This is a genomic window from Flagellimonas aequoris (assembly GCF_003584165.1).
GTDB lineage: Bacteria > Bacteroidota > Bacteroidia > Flavobacteriales > Flavobacteriaceae > Flagellimonas > Flagellimonas aequoris.
Genome location: NZ_QXFJ01000019.1, coordinates 59,946 through 79,658 on the forward strand (window position 1 = coordinate 59,946; position 19,713 = coordinate 79,658).

Genomic DNA, 19,713 nt, shown 5'->3' on the forward strand with positions numbered 1-19,713 from the left:
TGAAGGTAGTCCCCAAATCGGTTGAAAGTTTGGTTCAATGCTTTTATGGATTCTTGGAAAAAGAGCGCATCTTGCAACCTTGCCAGTCGGTTCTGGGAACCATACCTTTACGGTAAAATAAGACTCTTATGTTCAGATTGATATACCTATGCATTTTAGGGGCTATCTTTTTAAACTCATGTTCCCCAGATAGGGACTCAATTACTACAACAGATTTGAGGGTTGAGCATGTGGACGCTCCCTTGGGATTGGATACTCCAGAGCCCAGGTTTTCGTGGAGGGTTGATTCAAGAAAATCTGTTCGGGAACAAAGAGGATACCACATTTCTGTGGATACCGATTCAATGGCGGTTGCCAAAGGAAAGGGGATCTATTGGAATGAGCAAAGGGAATCGGACACTACATTGCTGGTATATGATGGTAAACCACTACAACCTTTTACTAAATATTATTGGGGGGTTCAGGTTTCATCCGATGACGATAGCGTGAGTGGTGTGAGTGTCTCATCCTTTGAGACCGGGACGATGGATGTTACCAATTGGGAAGGAAGTTGGATTACCGATGTGGAAGATGTGGACCTAAAACCTGCCCCTTATTTCCGAAGGGAATTTATTCCCAAAAAAAGGGTGGTAAAGGCAAGGGCTTATGTTACAGCGGCTGGATTGTATGAGCTATATATGAACGGACAAAAGGTAGGCAACCACTGGTTGGAACCCATTTACACCAGATTTGACAGGCGAAATCTTTATGTGACCCATGATGTAACTGCCTTTTTTAAAGAGGATAAGGTTGCTATTGGAGTGCTTTTGGGAAATGGTTGGTATAACCACCAGTCTACCGCAGTATGGAACTTTCATCAAGCAGGATGGCGTAACCGCCCACGTTTTTTGATGAACATTCGGATATGGTATGCAGATGGTACCAACGAGGTATTCGGGACCGATGGATCATGGAAGACCAAATTGTCCCCAGTGGTGTTCAACAGCATCTACACCGCTGAGCACTATGATGCCCGTCTTGAAATTGAAGGATGGAACCAAAGCGGTTATGATGCTGCTGGTTGGAATTCGGCCCTGGAAGTAAAAGCACCTTCGGGAAAGATTACGGCAGAGGTAATGCCCCCCATCACCGGAGAGAAAATGGAATTTGTAAAAATGGAAAAGCGAAGCAATCGGCACTATATTTTTGATCTGGGCAGAAATATTGCCGGGGTTACGGAACTCAGGATAAAAGGCGAAAAAGGAACCCGGATCAAGGTCACTCACGCAGAACAATTGGATAGTTTGGGAAATCTGGACCTATCCAACATCATTGTTCATTATAGGCCGAAGGACACACTGGATCCATTTCAAACGGATATTTATACTCTTAAAGGCGGTGAAGAGGAAATTTTCAGACCGCGGTTTAATTACAAAGGATTTCAATATGTGGCTGTGAAAAGTGATAGGCCCATCAACATGGAATTGGAGAATATTGCAGCTTATTTTATGCACAGTGATGTTGAACCCATTGGGAAGATCCATACCTCCAACGAGACCATCAACAAAATTTGGGAGGCCACTAATGCCAGTTACCTATCCAATCTTTTTGGGTATCCCACGGATTGTCCGCAGAGGGAAAAGAACGGCTGGACGGGTGATGCGCATATCAATATCGAAACAGGACTGTATAACTATGATGCCATTTCAGTGTACGAAAAATGGATGGATGATCATAGAGATGAGCAGCAGGCCAATGGGGTGCTCCCCTCCATAATCCCCACTTGGGGTGGATGGGGGTATGATTGGGGCAATGGCCCTGATTGGACCAGTACCATTGCCATTATTCCTTGGGAGCTGTACCAATTTTATGGAGATGACCACGCCTTGGAAAAAATGTACGACCCACTCAAGAAATATGTGGACCACATCACATCCATCAGCTATGATGGAGGTCTTACCGATTGGGGACTAGGGGATTGGGTCCCTGTAAAATCGGTTACCCCCAAGGAATTCACTTCGTCCATCTATTATTATGTGGATGCGACCATCTTGGCTAAAGCTGCCCAACATTTTGGAAAAGAAAAGGATCATGAAACTTATACCCAGTTGGCCAAAAACATAAAAAATGCCATCAATACAAAGTATTTGAACACAGAAACTGGTTTATATGGTGATGGTTTTCAAACAGAATTGAGCGCTCCCCTGTATTGGGGCATCGTACCCGATTCGCTCATACAAAAGGTAGCGGACAATTTGGCCAAAGAAGTCCAAAAGACAAACCATATCGATGTTGGCCTCCTCGGCACCAAAACCATTCTGGGAGCACTTAGCCAAAACGGCTACGCAGATTTGGCCTTTTTGGTAGCATCCCAAGAAACCTATCCTTCATGGGGATGGTGGATTCAGAATGGGGCCACTACCTTGTATGAAAACTGGGACATAGACGCTTCTTCGGATTTGTCACGGAACCATATTATGTTTGGTGCCATTAGTGCGTGGTTCTATAAAGGTATCGGGGGCATTTTACCAGACGAGAGTTCTCCAGGGTTCAAAAAAATTATACTCAAACCTAATTTCGTGAATGGACTGACCCATTTTGAAGCTGAATTTAGGAGCAGGTACGGTTTGATTGTTTCGAAATGGGAAAAAGTGGGTAACCTTGTGACCTATCATTGCGAAGTTCCTTCCAATAGTAGTGCCAAGCTGTATCTTCAAGGGGATAAAATACAATTGAACAGCAAAGAGATTTCAACTATGGAAGTCAAAACGAATGGAATAGACCTTACAGCCGGTTCCTATACCTTTTCCATTGAAAAATATTGATCAAAGTACTTTGTATGTGTCTTGTTATAAGAATTTTTCTTGTATACATGTAAAGATAAGTGTTCAATTGATGCTGTTGACTCCTTAAATAAAACACCCCCTAGGAAAGGGGGCGCTTTACTGTCACAGATTAAGCTGGTCCATAACATTGCTTAGAAATAGTTTCTTGGAATTATAGGGATGCTTTGCATGTAGCAACCCTAAAATGAGATTGACTTATTGTCCGGCTCTTTCTTGTTTTTGCTTGTTTACCATGGCTTCAACATCGCTCAATAGTTTTTTGGCATCATAAATAATACCATCTTTTATGGTGTACTCAATACCGCCAACCCTTTCTACTTTAGCCGTTTCGTCATTCAGTCTAACAGCTCCGGTTCCATAAAGTACCTTCAGGTTCTGTAACGGGTTTTCGTCAACAATGATCATGTCGGCCAAAAGACCGGGTCTTATCACTCCATATTCGATAGGTTTCTTTAAAGGTTTGAAAATTTCCTCGGCACTGTGCATGGTGGCTGCCCTGATGACCTCAAGTGGGTGAAAACCGGCTTCCTGGAACATTTCAAGTTCCAAAATGGTTCCGAAACCATATAATTGGTAGATGAAGCCAGAATCGGACCCTAGGGTGACTTTTCCTCCCATGTTCTTGTATTCGTTCAGGAACTGCATCCAAACCTGATAATATTTTTTCCACGCCACTTCATCCTCCGTGGTCCAATCGAACCAATACGCACCATGGCTTGTTCGGCTTGGGGAAAAGAAGTCCATCAATGATGGCAGCGTATATTTTTCATGCCAATCTGCGTTCCTTGCCCGCATTACATCCCTACCTGCAGAATAAATGGTCATGGTCGGGTTGATATAGAAATCCAACTTCAAAAACTCCTCAAGCAAGGCATTCCATTTTTCACCACCAGGTTTTACCAAGTTCCACTGACGGGCCACTTGACCAAAACGATGTTGCTCATCCCCATAGTTGATGTCCACGGGCCAAGGTTGCACATCATTGTTTTCATACATGGACTCAAATAGGCCATAAAAATGGGTCATACTGGTCAGTCCCAATCTGGCGGCATCTACGGCATTCATTTGTGCAACCCCGCTTTGTGCAAGGTGGGCCGTACTTCCCATGCCAAGGGCATTTGCCTCATCCAATACGGCTTTCATGATTTCAGGACGATGTGATCCCAATTTTAGGCCATCCACTCCTTTTTTATGGGCATATCGAACCCATTCCTTGGCTTCCTCTGGGGTTAAAATCTTCCTGCCCTTCCATTCTTTTCCAGTTCCAATTCTGTGGAAGGAAATCATTCTTGGTGCCACAATTTCATTTTTGGCACTCCTTTCTTTTTCATTCAACGACCACTCTAGGTCACCAAAAGGTACACCTCTAATGGTAGTGATACCATTGGCCATCCAAAGCTTATAGACATATTCTGCCTCTGGGGCCTTTGGTGCCCCCCCGGTATGCACGTGAAGATCGATCAGTCCGGGCATTACATATTTTCCCGTTGCATCGATCTCTTTGGTCTTTCCTTTTCCCAAAGTTGGGCGTTTTGATTCATCAATGGCCACCTTGGGTACGCCTACCCTTGCAATATCAACGATTGTGTTGTTTTCCACTACGATATCCACAGGACCCGAAGCAGGCCCCCCTGTTCCATCTATCAATATTGCCCCACGAATAATAAGCCTGTCGAACGGCCCTTCACCTTCGCCTGGTTTTCTGTCTGGCGCACCAATGGTTTGGGCACTTAACAGCATGGGAAGTACAAAAAATACGGTCAGTAAAAAATGTTTCATAAAGTTTAGGTTTAAAATGTTGGTTATTTAAAAAAATTGGTCCTACGTTATTTGTAATGTTGATTGGTTCCTTCAATGGCTGCTGTTTTTATCCTCTTGAGGTACCATAAATTGAGAAGGGATTTGGATGATCCCTTAGTATAGTGTTGGAAAAAAGTACAATAGGGGTGACAAAAGATTATTTTTTATTGTATAGCATAGGTTCTCCAATTGATAAGATAATAGGAGCCTCGGGTAATATTCAGCTTCTAGCTGAAGAAGTAAATGTATGTTTGGTCAATGAGGATGGTAGGTCAAATAAAATCCTCCTTTTTGTGAGACCTTAGGAAGGCATATGCCCGTTTCATTTGGGTTTTAACGGTATTCTTGGAGACGCCTTTGGATTCGGCAATTTCGGAATAGCTTTTTCCGTCCACCACAAAAGATATGAAGATTTCCTTTCGCTTATCGGGCATCTGATTCAAAAGGTCATATAACTTATTGTTCTTGGATGATTTTTCTGAAGCGGGTTGTGTACTGAAGTTGTCCGAATCCAAATCGTTACGGACCCTTTTTTCCTTTTTTTCTTTTTCAAGATAGAGCAGGCTCAAATTTTTCACCGACTTCCTTGCATAGGATGCAAAAGATGTTGTAATGGATATGGATTCCCTCTTGTTCCAGAACGAAACAAAAAAATCCTGGACAATATCCTTAGCAACATCCCTATCCTTTACGATAGCGAAAGAGACAAGACATAAGAAAGTATAGTTATCCTTAAATAACTTCTCCACCCTACTTGTCATAATTTTCCTGGTTTGGGGGTTATTAGGAAACTTAAAGTTAATGAAATAATAAAATAATTTTTACCAAATTACATTTTATGCCTTAAAAATTAGGGATTTAAAAAAAAATAAAAAATTGTCACCCTGAATGAAAAAAAAAACAACTATAGATTAGAAAACCATTTTCATGTCCAGTAAGGAACAAATACAGTCATACTTAAAATTGATAAAGAAATCGGGGAACCTGAGTGGGATTCCCGAAAGCGAGCTATCTGTGGAAGACAGGGAACTGTTGGAGCAATTGTGGTCCCAAGGCTTGGTTGATGAATCCCTTGACGTGCTAGAGGGCATGGATGTCGACGAAGATTGGTCCAAGCTACAAACACGTCTCCATGGTAGCAAGGTGAGGAGATTGACAATGCCACGTATCATGAAATACGCCGCCATATTTATTGGGGTAGTGTGTCTGTCCTTGTTCTTCAAATATATGATCGATTCACCCAAGGATATTGGGCTGCCTGCAGGGAATGTGATTACCTTGAATACAGGTAAGGACATAAGGGCTATTCTCGCAAATAAGAAGCAGACCATTTCATTGCCCTCGGGCGAGGTGGTAGCGGTACAGGAAGATAACCTTCTTAGATACATTGGAGAATCTACATCAGAGGACTTGGTATATAATGAACTACAAATTCCTTATGGAAAAACGTTCACCTTGTTGCTTTCTGATGGGACACGGGTGGAACTAAACTCGGGTACCAAGATCAAGTTTCCCGCAAAGTTTCCAAAAGCAGGCAAGCGTGAGGTGTTCATGGAAGGCGAGGCCTATTTTAAGGTCTCAAAGGACAGGGAGCATCCTTTTATTGTAAACTCCGATGATGTGGCCGTTGAGGTATTGGGAACGGAGTTCAATGTATCCGCCTATGCGGAGCAGAACGATATCAGTACCGTTTTGGTGGAGGGCTCGGTAAGCCTCAGCCATTCTGCCAACCCCGGTGATACTTTATTGCTGAAACCGGGTAACAAGGGTACATGGAGCAAATCCAAAGCGGAAATGGAAATTTCACAGGTGAACACTTCGCTGTATACCAGTTGGTTGACCGGTGAAATCGTGTTCAGGGACACCCCTTTTAGTGACCTCCTGTTGAAGCTCGAAAGAACATATAATGTATCGATTGTCAACCATAACCAGGATTTAGCGGAACTCACATTCAATGCCCGTTATAATAGAAATGTTGAAACGATTGCTGATGTTTTGGAGGCCTTAAAGGTCATAGTTCCCTTTGAATACAACATGAAAGAGGGGGATACGGGAACACACCAACTTATTGTAATTAATTGAACCTGAATATGAACAACTAAAAGCTTTGCCTATGATATAAGTATTTTTTTAAAAAATACACAAAAGAAAAGGGAATGTTGGCCCATTCCCTCTCAAACTGTGTAATAAAATTCGATTCAAACTAATTTAAATCACTCAAAATTATGAAAAAAAAACCATCCAGATTTCTTTTTATAAAGAGATTCTTGAAGAATGGTTTACCAACCAAACTGACCATTTTTCTAATAATCGCTTCAATCATCCAGATTCAAGCAGGGCCTGGTTCCCAAGGGGACAAGCTATCTCTTGAACTGGAAGGGGTTACCCTTGAAAAGGCATTGGGGGAGATAGAGTCCCGCTCCGAGTACCGTTTTATGTACGAGTACAGCCAAATCCCCTTGCAAAAAAAGGTGACCTTAAAGGCCAGCAATCAAAATTTGGACGACGTTCTTGCCCAATTGTTCAAGAACATGCCCATAGTGTATAAGGTTAGGGGGCGCCAGATCATATTGATGAAGTCCACTAAAATTATGTCCACACAAGGGGCTTCCGCTTTGGAACCCAACAAGGCTCCTGTGCCCCAGGCCACTGTTACAGGTACGGTGGTTGATTTTAATGGAATGCCTTTGCTCGGTGCCAATATCTTGGTTAAAGGGACTACAAATGGAGCCCAAACTGACTTTGATGGAAATTTTTCCATTGTGGCCGAGGTAGGGGACATATTGGTCGTTTCCTATATCGGTTTTAGGACTACCGAGGTTGAGGTTACAAGTAGCGCCCCAATGACCATAGAACTACAGGAAGATTCTGCCCAATTGGATGAAGTGGTGGTAACGGCCCTAGGAATTTCTAGGGAGAAAAAGTCTTTGGGATATGCCACCCAAGAAATAGACGGTGAGGACGTGAACCGAACCCCAACAGATAACGTGACCAACGCACTTTCAGGTAAGATCGCAGGGGTCCAGATCAAAAGGAATACCAACCTTGGTGGGTCCACCAACGTGGTTATAAGGGGTAGCACATCCTTGACCGGTAACAACCAGGCACTTTTTGTTGTGGACGGGGTACCGGTGAGCAACTCCAACTTTAATAGCTCGGACCAGCAGAGTGGTTCAGGTGGTTTCGATTACGGGAACATGGCTTCGGACATTAACCCGAACGACATCAAATCCATCAATGTACTGAAAGGTGCAGCCGCAACCGCGCTTTATGGATCTAGGGCCACCAATGGAGCGGTCATTATTACCACAAAATCAGGAGCCGGGGCCAAACAAAAACCAACGGTGACCATTAACTCCAGTGTTACCACTGGATGGATTGACAAATCCACCTGGCCCGATTTTCAATATGAATACGGTACCGGTTACGGTGCAGTATATGGAAGTGGCGGGGACAGTTTTTTTGTGGATACGGATGCCAACGGCGATGGTACCGTTGATTTGGTAACCCCTGCAACAGCCTATGGTTCCTATGGTGCTCCGTTCGATTCCAATCTAATGGTATACCAATGGGATTCCTTTTATGAAGGATCTCCTTATTACTTGCAGCCCACTCCTTGGGTAGCACCAAAAGACAAGCTGATTACGTTCTTTGATACACCTGTGACCACTACCAATAGTGTGGCCGTTGCCGGTGCGGGAACAGGATCTCAATATCGTATAGCCTATACTAGGTTTGAACAATCTGGTATTATGCCCAACAGTAACCTTACTAGGCACAATGTGTCCATAAACACTTCTTTTGATATTACTGAAAAGCTTTCTGTGTCCGGTAGCGCAAACTACATTCTTACAGATGCCTTGGGAAGAAACAGAACAGGTAACGAAACGGGTGCCAACGCCCAGAACGTTATTTCATCCATGAGAAAATACTGGGCCATGAACGTAGGGGTCCAAGAACTGAAGGATGCCTATTTCAACACGGGCACCAATGTGGATCCTTTTATGGGAGGTACCATCGACAACCCTTATTGGGTGGTTTATGAAAACTACCAGAATGATTCGCGTAGCAGGGTATTCGGTAATGTTTCCGTAAAATATAAGTTTACGGATTGGTTGAACATTGAGGGAAGGGTTTCTTTAGATACCTATTCCTTTATCCAAGAAGAAAGGAACAATGAAGGCACTGCAGGAGCTGTGGGAAGATATTCCAGAAGGAACATCAACTACAGTGAGGAGAACTATGACCTTATGTTGAACTTCAACAAATATGTTACGGATAAGCTGAACATCAGTGGAGTACTTGGTACCAATATTAGAAGGACCGATTTAAGTTCCATATATGCAGAGACCAATGGTGGTTTGGTACTTGCGGGATTGTACTCGCTATCAAACTCATTGAATTTACCTGCCGCACCCATAGAGAGTGTTCAAAAAGTGGGTGTTGATGGATTCTATGGCCTTGCATCATTTGGGTATGACAACCTCATTTATGTTGATTTGACAGGAAGGTTCGACCACTCTTCGACCTTGCCTTCTGAAAACAGTACTTATTTCTATCCATCCATTTCATCCAGTTTTGTGTTCTCCAATTTAATGGACAAATCTTGGTTGAGCTTTGGCAAGTTCCGTTTGAACTATGCCGAGGTAGGTAGTTCGGCACCGGCCAATAGCTTGGTGGATGTCCTCAACAAGCCCACCCCGTTCGGTTCGGTTCCATTGTATGGTACAAACTCAACAAAAAACAACGAAAATCTTCTACCGGAAAAAACAGTAAGTGTGGAAGCTGGTCTTGAAATGAGGTTTTTGAACAGCCGGATCGGAATGGATCTTTCCCTGTATAAGACCAACTCCAAGGATCAGATCATTCCCGTGGCCATTTCTACGGCCACAGGATATTCTTCCAAATACGTAAATGCTGGGGAAATAGAGAACAAGGGTATTGAAGTGGCACTTAACGGGTCTATCATTCCTACGGGAGATTTCCAATGGAGGGCCAATGTAAACTGGTCCAAGAACCAAAGTAAGGTATTGTCCCTGTTTGAAGGAGGTAGTAACCTACAATTGGGTAGTGTTTCCGGGGTAAGCATAAATGCGACCGTAGGAGAACCTTACGGAACTATTCAAGGTACGGATTACATCTATGTGGATGGCAAGCCTGTGGTAAACCAGACAACTGGAGCCTATGAGCGCACTACTACTTCCAACAACGTGATAGGAAACATTACACCAGACTGGAACGCGGGTATCACTAACTCGTTCAAGTATAAGAATTTTGATCTGAGCTTTTTGATCGATATCCAAAAAGGAGGGGATGTTTATTCCAATGATATTGCTACAGGTAATAGATCAGGTTTGTACAAATGGTCTGTGGGATTGAACGATTTGGGTAACCCGATCCGAAACTCCCTTGCAGATGGTGGAGGTATCATTCTTGACGGGGTTGCACCAGATGGTTCGCCCAACACCGTGAGGACAGCCATGGACAATTATAGGAATGCAACCGGAAGCGTTATGGCTCCAAGGGCATATTTCATCTACGACGCCTCTTATGTGAAACTAAGGGAAGTGGCTTTTAACTATAGTTTTCCAAAAATGAGTTTTATGGAAAAGCTAAAGATACAATCCCTTAAATTGGGAGTTGTAGGCTCTAACCTATGGATTATCCATAAAAATCTTCCTTTTGCAGATCCGGAGGCCGGCCTAAGTTCGGGTAACCTTCAGGGATCTCAAAATGGTGTGCTTCCTACAACCAAAAACATTGGTGTCAACCTTCAAGTTCAATTCTAAACCAGAAAAAAAACAACAATGAAAAACTATTTTATCATATTTCTAATAGCCCTGTTTTTTTCGTGCTCTGGAGATTTGGAGGATATGAACGTGGACATAAAAAATGCCACTGAAGCTCCAGCGGAGACCTTCTTCAACAATGCCGTTAAAAACATGTCGGACCTTATGAGCGGTATTACCTATGGTGCCAATGGTAACCCATGGAACACCACAAGGTTGCTCGTACAGCAAATATCTTCGGTAACTTATAACGAAGGTACCACCTATTATTCCAACTTTACTTGGGATGCTGTCTATATGGGAGTACTTATAAATTTGGAACAGAGCGCCAAGGTAATAGAGGAGAACCCTCCTGCCAATGCAACGGTTGCTTCCAATCAATTGGCGATCATTGAGATCATGCAGGTGTTTACCTTTGCCAAGCTTGTGGAATCTTTTGGGGATATCCCTTATTCACAAGCATTGGATTATGACAACATTTCACCAGGATATGATGAGGATAATACCATTTATCCAGATCTCATTTCCCGTTTGACGGCTGCCATCAGTACCTTGGATGAATCCCAGGGTTCCTGGGGGCAGGACATCCTATATGGAGGTGATGTTGCAGGTTGGAAAAAGTTTGGAGGTTCCCTTTTGCTACAGATGGGAATGCGCGTGATCGATGCTGATGCAACTTTGGGCACACAGGCCATAACCGCCGCCCTGCCCAACATTTTTACATCCAATGATGATTTGGCTCAGGTAGAACATTTGGAATCTCAGCCCAACACCGCGGAACTTTGGACCGACCTTGCCGTGGGTAACAGACGTGATTTTGTGGGCTGTGAACCCTTTGTGGATTATATGAACTCATTGAATGACCCAAGGATAGCAGTGTTCTTTCAAGAAGTTGATGGTATGGATGGGGTCTATCTTGGTTCTCCATCTGGTTTGGTTGTAGCCTATGCAGACTACTCCAAATTTGGCACTTTGTTCTATCAACCAGCCACCCCGGTGATATTCATGGATTATTCGACTGTGGAGTTTTTATTGGCAGAGGCTGCTGAGCGAAGCATAGCAGGTGTGACCGATGCGGCTGGACATTACACGGAGGCTATTCGTGCCTCTTTCGAATACTACGGTCTTGGTGATAGTGCAGATGCTTATTTGGCAGATCCCAATGTGGATTATGCCACTGCAACCGGAACTTGGCAAGAGAAAATAGGAATGCAGAAATGGGTTGCTTTGTTCAACCAAGGTTTGGAAGCTTGGACCGAATATAGAAGATTGGATTACCCGCAGCTTGCAGCTCCAGACCAATCCTTTGTACCAACGGTGCCCGTTAGGCTTACCTATCCAATCTCTGAACAGACTTTGAACAGGGCCAATTATGAAAGTGCGGCATCTTCGGTTGGAGGTGACCTGTTGACCACAAAACTTTTTTGGGATGTGAATTGATGAAAAATTGGCCGGGATCTAGGTCTTGGCCAATCCAACATATCTACCCTCCGTTTGATTAGCTATGAAAGGGCAGAACATCTCATATTCTCTACTGTTGCTCAAAAATGAGACTCTGCCCTTTTTTCTAACGGATGCTGTGGTAAGTACTGAAAAGTGCACATGCGTTTTTGAAGATCATGCCCAAAAACATTAATAACAAAAAGATGAGTAGAAAATTAAGCGTCCTGATTTTAGGATTGTTCTTGGTGGGGCTATCGGTATCGGCCCAACAATTGAATACCCAAATGGATTCCACCGTTACCACCTTTGGTGAGGTAACCATAAAGGGGAAATCTGTAAAATATAAAGCCCTTGCCGGTAAACAACCGGTATGGGACAAAAAAGGAAATATCATAGCGGGACTCTATTTTACCTATTACGAACGCACGGATATAAAGGACCGCAGCAAGAGACCATTGTTCATTTCCTTTAATGGTGGTCCGGGGGCCGCTTCGGTTTGGATGCATTTGGGGTATACTGGACCATACAGGGTCATTGTTGACGATGAGGGTTATCCGGTACAACCTTATGGGGTGGAGGAAAACCATTATTCCATCCTAGATGTAGCAGATATCGTTTATGTAGAACCCGTGAATACAGGTTTTTCAAGACCCGTGAATACCATGGAAGATAGTGAAGTGGCAAAGCGGTTTTTTGGGGTGAACCAGGATATAGCATACCTGGCAACTTGGATCAATACATTTGTGACCCGTCAAAACCGTTGGGATTCCCCTAAATATCTTATCGGGGAAAGTTATGGGACACCCCGTGTTTCCGGACTTTCCTTGGAATTACAAAACTCCCATTGGATGTACTTGAACGGGGTAATCTTGGTATCGCCTACGGATTTAGGTATAGAAAGAGGAACTGCGGTTGGGGCTGCCAATCAACTTCCCTACTATGCGGCTGCTGCTTGGTTCCACAAAAAATTGCCAGCCGATTTACAGTCCAAGGATTTGACCGATATGCTTCCCGAGGTTGAACGATACACGGTAGATGAACTGATTCCCATTATGGCAAAAGGAGGTTCCATCTCAGGTGCGGAAAGAAAGGAAGCGGCAAAACGCATTGCAAGGTATTCGGGTTTGTCGGAAAAAGTGGTCTTGGAGCATAACTTGAGAATCCCAGAGAGCTTTTTCTGGAAAGAATTGCTACGCGACGAAGGCTATACCATCGGAAGATTGGATTCCAGATATCTGGGATTGGATAAAAACGATTCCGGTGAGCGTCCGGATTATGCCGCTGAGATCAGGTCATGGCAACATTCTTTCACGCCTGCCATCAATTATTATTTCAAAAATTATTTGAATTACAATACAGATTTGGATTATTACATTGGAGGTCATACGCGGCCTTGGGATAGGAGTGGCAACACAACAGGGGATGATCTGCGCCAGGCCATGTCCCAAAACCCATACCTTCATGTAATGGTTCAGTCCGGTTATTATGATGGGGCCACGGACTATTTCAATGCCAAATACAATCTATGGCAAATGGATGTTGGCGGAAACCTACAGGATAGGATGAGTTGGAAGGGGTATCGCAGTGGTCATATGATGTACCTACGGACAGAGGACCTTGAATCGGCCACGGACCATATTCGGGAATTTATAAAGCAGTCAACCCCCAAAGAAGGCCAACCTGCCCAATATCTAAGAAAAACCAAAGGATAAATATTATGAAAATGAACAGATTTTTTGCAATCGCCATGGTATGCTTTGTCTTTGCCCTGCCATTGCATGCACAACAATTGAACACCGATATGGACTCCACCGTGACCACTACAGGGCAAGTGACCATAAAGGGAGTTCCGGTCAAGTATAGGGCCACCACGGGTAAGCAACCTGTTTGGGACGAGAAAGGAAAAATTATAGCGGGACTTTTCTTTACATACTATGAAAGGACCGGTATCAGTGATAGGTCTAAAAGACCATTGGTCATTTCATTTAACGGAGGACCTGGTTCGGCTTCGGTATGGATGCATATCGCCTACACGGGTCCCAAGATTCTTTCCATTGATGATGAAGGCTATCCTGTTCAACCTTATGGTATTAAGGATAACCCGTACTCCATTTTGGACGTGGCGGACATTGTCTATGTCAACCCGGTCAATACAGCTTATTCTAGGGCAGTGGACACCATGGATGATAAGGAAGTGGCCAAGCGCTTTTTTGGAGTAAATCCAGATATTGAGTATTTGGCCACCTGGATCAATACATTTGTGACCCGTCAAAACCGTTGGGAGTCCCCTAAATATCTTATTGGGGAAAGTTATGGGACACCCCGTGTTTCTGGGCTTTCCTTGGAATTACAGAACTCCCATTGGATGTACCTGAACGGAGTGATCTTGGTATCGCCCACTGGCTTGGGCATAGAAAGGGGAACAGCAGTGGGGGACGCCAACTTCTTACCCTATTATGCAGCAGCGGCTTGGTATCATAAAAAACTGCCAGTGGACCTTCAGAACAAGGATCTGACGGACATGTTGCCAGAAGTTGAACAATATACGGTGAATGAACTCATTCCCATTATGGCCAAGGGAGGTTCCATCTCGGATGCTGAAAGGAAAGAAGCTGCCAAGCGCATTGCTCGATATTCCGGATTGTCTGAAAAGGTGGTTATGGAACACAATCTGAGGATTCCGAAGAACTTTTTTTGGAAAGAATTGCTCAGGGACGAAGGCTATACCATTGGCAGGTTAGACTCCAGATATTTGGGATTGGACAAGAACAATTCCGGGGAACGTCCGGATTATGCACCGGAACTTACCACTTGGCTACACTCATTTACCCCTGCCATCAATTATTACATAAAGAATGTTTTAAAGTACGATACGGATTTGCATTACAATATGTTCGGTCCGGTTCGTCCTTGGGATAGAAGTGGGAATACCACAGGGGACGACCTAAGACAGGCCATGTCCCAGAATCCATACCTGCATGTCATGGTGCAATCGGGCTATTATGATGGCGGTACGGATTATTTCAATGCCAAGTACAACCTATGGCAAATGGATTTGAGCGGAAGACTTAAAGATAGAATGAGTTGGAGAGGATACCGAAGCGGGCATATGATGTACCTGAGAAAGGAAGATCTGCAAAATGCCAACGAACATATTCGGGAATTCATAAAACAGACCACTCCCAAGGAAGGACAGCCAGCGCAATACAAAAGATAAACCAACCCAACTTGAGCCAATGGGCACACATGCAGATGCCCATTGGCTTTTAAAGCAAGAAAAATGAAGGTATCAATAAGAAGTAAAAAGAAAGCTTTAAAGCAAATCCTCCTGTTGAGTATTTGCCTTATAGTTGCACAAAATAGTTTTGGGCAGATTGCAAAAGCTCCTGAAAGAGCAGAGGGAGAAGGCCCATGGAACCAGCTGATCATTAGGGGAGCCACCATGATCAATGGTACTCTTGCACCTCCCCAAGGACCGGTGGACATTGTTGTGGAAAACAATGTGATAACCGATGTGCGGGTAGTGGGCTACCCAGGTGTTCCCATTGACCCAAAAAGACGTCCTGTGTTAAAACCAGGAGGGAAGGAACTGGATGCTGAGGGAATGTACATTTTACCAGGATTTGTGGACACCCATGCGCATATAGGGGGCAATTCCCAGGGCACCACTGCCGAGTATGTGTTCAAATTGTGGATGGGACATGGGGTTACCACTATAGCAGATCCTGGCTGTGGCAATGGGCTGGATTGGGTATTGGATGAAAAGAAAAAAAGTGCGGCCAACAAGATTACCGCCCCACGGATCAGGGCTTTTACCCGTTTTGGAGCCAATTCCAGTACGACCATTGCAACTCCTGAGCAAGCGAGGGAATGGGTGAGACAGAACGCCAAGAATGGAGCGGATGGAATCAAATTTTTTGGATCTCCGCCAGAGATTATGCAGGCTGCATTAGAAGAGAACAAAAAGTTGGGATTGCGCTCCAAAATGCACCATTCCCAAACCTATGTGGGAGGATGGAATGTGTTGAACAGTGCCAGGGCAGGACTTACCTCCATGGAGCACTGGTATGGTCTTCCAGAGGCCTTGTTCGATGACAGGACCGTACAAAACTATTCCTTGGACTATAACTACCAGAATGAGCAAGACCGATTTGGGGAAGCAGGGCTTTTATGGGAACAGGCAGCAAAACCATATTCAAAAAAGTGGAACGAGGTAATGGACGAATTACTTTCCCTGGATTTTTCTCTTTCCCCTACCATGGTCATATACGAGGCCAACAGGGATTTGGATAGGGCCAGAAGGGCCGAATGGCATGAGGAATATACATTGCCTACCCTTTGGGAGTTCTACTCGCCAAGTAGGCAATCCCATGGCTCTTATTGGCATTATTGGGGTACAGAACAGGAGATCAATTGGAAAAAGAACTATGAGCTTTGGATGACCTTCCTCAATGAATATAAGAACCGTGGCGGTAGGGTCACTGTGGGGACCGATGCAGGTTTTATATATGAACTCTACGGATTTGCCTACCCCCGTGAAATGGAACTGTTGCGCGAGGCAGGGTTCCACCCACTTGAAGTCATCAAGGCGGCCACTTTGAATGGTGCAGAATCATTGGGTATGGAGGACAAGATTGGAACCATTAACGTTGGAAAATTGGCCGATTTTGTGATTCTTGAAGAGAATCCATTGGAAAACTTCAAGACGCTCTACGGCACTGGGGCCATCAAACTTCAGGAAGACAATACCGTAACCCGTGTGGGCGGGGTAAAATATACCATCAAGGATGGGATAATTTATGACGCCAAAAAATTGTTGGAAGATGTAAGGGAAATGGTGAAAAAGGAGAAAGAAAAAACGAATTACAAATTTTTGCAACCAGGAATAAAGGGCTAATTAGATAGTTGTTTACAAGCAGTTGTTTTTATTATAGGTTAGTGTGCCCTTTTATGTGCCGCGGCGAAGTCATTTGCCGCGGTACTTTATTCATGGTAGTATCAACCCTTGATTTTGCTTGGTTATCAATAGGCGTTTTCAAGGTTTTTTCAAAAATAAATGACCATGTCAAAAACCATAGATTTTAATAATACCCAAATAGCCTTCCAATCCAAGACAACGGAACAATTGGGCAAGGCGAAGTTTTTGTTCAGCTTGTTGGGATACGGTTGGCTGACCCGAGTAGGCAAAGTATTGATGCAAATTGCCTTTAAAATAAGATTGCCCATAGAACCTATTATGAAAAAGACCATATTTTTTCAATTCTGTGGAGGCGAAACCTTGGAGGAATGCAAGTCGAATATCGATGTGCTGTATGCCGAAGGGGGAGTAATGTCCATTTTGGACTATTCGGTCGAAGGAGCTGATAACGAAGCAAATTTTGACCGTACACTTGCTGCCTTGTTGGACATATGTAACTTCTCGGAGCTTCAAGAGCAAATACCATTTTTGGTCTTTAAACCAACCGGCTTGGGAAGATTGGAATTGTTTCAAAAAGTCTCTGAAGACCTGCCTTTGGAACTTTCTGAGATGGAAGAATGGGCCAAGGTTAAGAAGAGATTTGAAAGTATTTGCATGGCTGTTGCCGAAACCGCTGACCTGAAGCTCATGGTCGATGCCGAGGAATCATGGAGCCATAAGGCAATAGATCAATTGACCGAAGAAATGATGGTAAGGTTCAATACAAAAAGAACGGTGGTATATACGACCGTACAATTGTACCTATGGAACAAGATGAGATATTTGGAACAGTCGAAGGAGCTTGCCAAAAAGCACCACATTAGGGTAGGTGTAAAACTGGTTAGGGGCGCCTACATGGAAAAGGAGCGGGACAGGGCCTTGGCCAAAGGCTATGAGAGTCCTGTTTGTGTAGATAAGTCAACAACGGATAAGAACTTTAACCACGGAATGAGTTTTGTTCTGGAGAATTTGGAAGTTTTCGATCTTTTTTTGGGAACACACAATGAGGTAAGTTGTATGCAATTGGTTCAAAAAATGGAAGAAAAAAAATTACTCAATGACGATGCCAGGATATGGTTTGGACAATTGTTCGGAATGAGTGACAACATCAGTTTCAATTTGGCCGAAAACGGTTACAATGTGGTCAAGTATGTGCCATTTGGGCCTATTCGCGATGTAATGCCCTATTTGATCAGAAGGGCCGAAGAAAATTCATCTGTGGGTTCACAATCCTCAAGGGAGCTGCAATTGCTAAAGAAAGAGCTAAAAAGGAGAAAGGAAGTACAGGGGGATATTGATTAAGAATTCTTTTTAAATTAGGAGATTCTATATCCGAAATGACCATACCATGAATCGTAACATCCTAAGTATTTTTCTTTTTTTTACCTGTACCTTACTGCTTATCCACCCTTTGAATGCCCAAAGCCTTGTGGAGCAAACCCAGGTAATTCCGGGAGAACTTCCGGACCCTTCCATCATTGAAGTTGATGGTGTTTATTATGCTACTGGGACTTCCGGGGATTGGGCCCCCATTTATCCCATCTATACATCCATCGATTTAAAAAATTGGGAGCTTTTGGGGCATGTGTTTCAAGAGACGCCGGATTGGGCCATGTCCAGTTTTTGGGCTCCAGAGCTTTTTTATAAGGACGGTACATTCTACTGCTATTATACGGCAAGGGCAAAGGATGGTATTTCAAAAATAGGTGTCGCCACAACCAAGGATATTTCAAAAGGGTTTGAGGATAAAGGGGTCATAATAGAATGGGGTAATGAAGCTATTGATGCTTTTGTTTATGAAGATAGGGGCACACCTTATATTACATGGAAAGCGTATGGCTTGGAGCCCAGTAAACCAGTTACCCTGTTGGGTTCAAAGTTATCGGACGATGGTTTATCCCTCATGGGTGAGGAATTTGTCACCATCACTGCAGATGATTCCGCATTTGAAGAGAATATGATCGAAGGGCAGTGTATTGTAAAAAGGAATGGCTATCTATATATGATATACTCGGGTAACGGATGTTGTGGTCCGCAATGCAACTATCAAGTTGGAGTTGCACGGGCTAAAAGTATGGAAGGCCCTTGGGAAAAAGCTCCCAATAATCCACTGATCATAGGAAACAGTTCGTGGAAATGTCCTGGGCATGGTACGGTAATCCATACAAAAGACAAGTGGTACTACCTTTATCATGCATACAATACCAAAGGTTTTCCCACACTTGGAAGGGCAGCTGTATTCAGTGAAATGTATTGGGATGAAAATAGTGGATGGCCCTATTTTAAAGTGGAAGAAGAAACCTCTGATAAGGATAGGCTTCTAAAAAATTTTACCGATAACTTTGAACATGCTCTACTGAACAAATCTTGGCGTAAAAATTTACGGGCCACCGATTTTGATATTGAACTAGCCAACGGCGAATTAAAATTGATCGAGACACATCCCGATCCCAATAATAAAACGGGAGCCGTTTTATGTGTGATTCCCGATGACTCTGATTTTGAGTTTTCTGTAAAAGTTAAAAATACCAACCATGCGCTCAAGGGCCTTGTGTTCTATACTACAAAGGATAAAAGTTTAGGACTAGGTGTAAAGGGGGAAAAGCTACTATTGTGGAAGATAGCCGATGGAACCTACGAAGAAATGGCCAGTGTAACATTGAAAAATGCAAGGAATGTTTGGCTTAAGGCCAAAGTAACCGATTCCAAAAAAATTGATTTCAGTTATCAAACTGCCAATGAAAAATGGAAATCATTGAATGCATTGGAGGGGGATAACCTCGTATGGTGGTCTTCCGGTATGAAAGTGGGAATACAGATTAAAAAAGACAGCATTTCTGGGGATGCAGAAGCCAAGTTCGATGATTTTAGTATAAAATATTAGAAAAGACAAACGGCC

The 19,713-nt window shown here is 43.6% G+C and carries 11 protein-coding genes; 9 read left to right on the forward strand and 2 right to left on the reverse strand.

Translation table 11 applies throughout. The features are described 5' to 3' along the window. Positions 1 to 128: 128 nt before the first annotated feature. The gene (locus tag D2U88_RS08565) at positions 129 to 2,804 is read left to right on the forward strand and encodes an alpha-L-rhamnosidase (RefSeq protein WP_119639947.1); all 2,676 of its coding nucleotides are present in this window, start codon (positions 129 to 131) and stop codon (positions 2,802 to 2,804) included. A 216-nt stretch (positions 2,805 to 3,020) separates the two neighbouring features. Here the strand turns inward: D2U88_RS08565 and D2U88_RS08570 are convergent, their stop codons facing one another. Next, positions 3,021 to 4,604, reverse strand: coding sequence for an amidohydrolase family protein (locus D2U88_RS08570; RefSeq protein ID WP_119639948.1), 1,584 nt, complete (start codon positions 4,602 to 4,604; stop codon positions 3,021 to 3,023). Positions 4,605 to 4,897: 293 nt separating this feature from the next. Continuing rightward, entirely contained in the window at positions 4,898 to 5,386 is a 489-nt protein-coding gene (locus D2U88_RS08575; RefSeq protein ID WP_119639949.1) for a sigma-70 family RNA polymerase sigma factor, read from the reverse strand. Between the two features lie 166 nt (positions 5,387 to 5,552). Between D2U88_RS08575 and D2U88_RS08580 the strand changes: the two genes are divergently transcribed. The 8 genes from D2U88_RS08580 to D2U88_RS08615 all read left to right on the forward strand — a co-directional run bounded on the left by D2U88_RS08580 (position 5,553) and on the right by D2U88_RS08615 (position 19,698). After that, the gene (locus D2U88_RS08580) at positions 5,553 to 6,707 is read left to right on the forward strand and encodes a FecR family protein (RefSeq protein WP_119639950.1); all 1,155 of its coding nucleotides are present in this window, start codon (positions 5,553 to 5,555) and stop codon (positions 6,705 to 6,707) included. A 143-nt stretch (positions 6,708 to 6,850) separates the two neighbouring features. Further along, positions 6,851 to 10,414, forward strand: coding sequence for a SusC/RagA family TonB-linked outer membrane protein (locus D2U88_RS08585; protein ID WP_119639951.1), 3,564 nt, complete (start codon positions 6,851 to 6,853; stop codon positions 10,412 to 10,414). 18 nt (positions 10,415 to 10,432) lie between these two features. Then, the gene (locus D2U88_RS08590; RefSeq protein WP_119639952.1) at positions 10,433 to 11,854 is read left to right on the forward strand and encodes a SusD/RagB family nutrient-binding outer membrane lipoprotein; all 1,422 of its coding nucleotides are present in this window, start codon (positions 10,433 to 10,435) and stop codon (positions 11,852 to 11,854) included. Between the two features lie 206 nt (positions 11,855 to 12,060). Continuing rightward, a complete protein-coding gene (locus tag D2U88_RS08595; RefSeq protein WP_119639973.1) occupies positions 12,061 to 13,569 on the forward strand; it encodes a S10 family peptidase in 1,509 nt (502 codons plus the stop codon). An 11-nt stretch (positions 13,570 to 13,580) separates the two neighbouring features. Next, a complete protein-coding gene (locus D2U88_RS08600; RefSeq protein ID WP_119639953.1) occupies positions 13,581 to 15,074 on the forward strand; it encodes a S10 family peptidase in 1,494 nt (497 codons plus the stop codon). Positions 15,075 to 15,137: 63 nt separating this feature from the next. Beyond that, positions 15,138 to 16,754, forward strand: a complete 1,617-nt coding sequence (locus tag D2U88_RS08605) for an amidohydrolase family protein (protein WP_119639954.1) — start codon at positions 15,138 to 15,140, stop codon at positions 16,752 to 16,754. Between the two features lie 165 nt (positions 16,755 to 16,919). Further along, positions 16,920 to 18,116, forward strand: a complete 1,197-nt coding sequence (locus D2U88_RS08610; RefSeq protein ID WP_119639974.1) for a proline dehydrogenase family protein — start codon at positions 16,920 to 16,922, stop codon at positions 18,114 to 18,116. A 46-nt stretch (positions 18,117 to 18,162) separates the two neighbouring features. Next, on the forward strand, positions 18,163 to 19,698 hold the full coding sequence (locus D2U88_RS08615) for a glycoside hydrolase family 43 protein (protein WP_119639955.1): 1,536 nt from the start codon (positions 18,163 to 18,165) through the stop codon (positions 19,696 to 19,698). Positions 19,699 to 19,713: the final 15 nt, after the last annotated feature.

Excerpts from the sequence above, each read along its gene's own strand:
- D2U88_RS08565 (WP_119639947.1), top strand. The coding sequence starts at position 129 with ATGTTCAGATTGATATACCTATGCATTTTAGGGGCTATCTTTTTAAAC.
- D2U88_RS08570 (WP_119639948.1), bottom strand. The coding sequence starts at position 4,604 with ATGAAACATTTTTTACTGACCGTATTTTTTGTACTTCCCATGCTGTTA.
- D2U88_RS08575 (WP_119639949.1), bottom strand. The coding sequence starts at position 5,386 with ATGACAAGTAGGGTGGAGAAGTTATTTAAGGATAACTATACTTTCTTA.
- D2U88_RS08580 (WP_119639950.1), top strand. The coding sequence starts at position 5,553 with ATGTCCAGTAAGGAACAAATACAGTCATACTTAAAATTGATAAAGAAA.
- D2U88_RS08585 (WP_119639951.1), top strand. The coding sequence starts at position 6,851 with ATGAAAAAAAAACCATCCAGATTTCTTTTTATAAAGAGATTCTTGAAG.
- D2U88_RS08590 (WP_119639952.1), top strand. The coding sequence starts at position 10,433 with ATGAAAAACTATTTTATCATATTTCTAATAGCCCTGTTTTTTTCGTGC.
- D2U88_RS08595 (WP_119639973.1), top strand. The coding sequence starts at position 12,061 with ATGAGTAGAAAATTAAGCGTCCTGATTTTAGGATTGTTCTTGGTGGGG.
- D2U88_RS08600 (WP_119639953.1), top strand. The coding sequence starts at position 13,581 with ATGAACAGATTTTTTGCAATCGCCATGGTATGCTTTGTCTTTGCCCTG.
- D2U88_RS08605 (WP_119639954.1), top strand. The coding sequence starts at position 15,138 with ATGAAGGTATCAATAAGAAGTAAAAAGAAAGCTTTAAAGCAAATCCTC.
- D2U88_RS08610 (WP_119639974.1), top strand. The coding sequence starts at position 16,920 with ATGTCAAAAACCATAGATTTTAATAATACCCAAATAGCCTTCCAATCC.
- D2U88_RS08615 (WP_119639955.1), top strand. The coding sequence starts at position 18,163 with ATGAATCGTAACATCCTAAGTATTTTTCTTTTTTTTACCTGTACCTTA.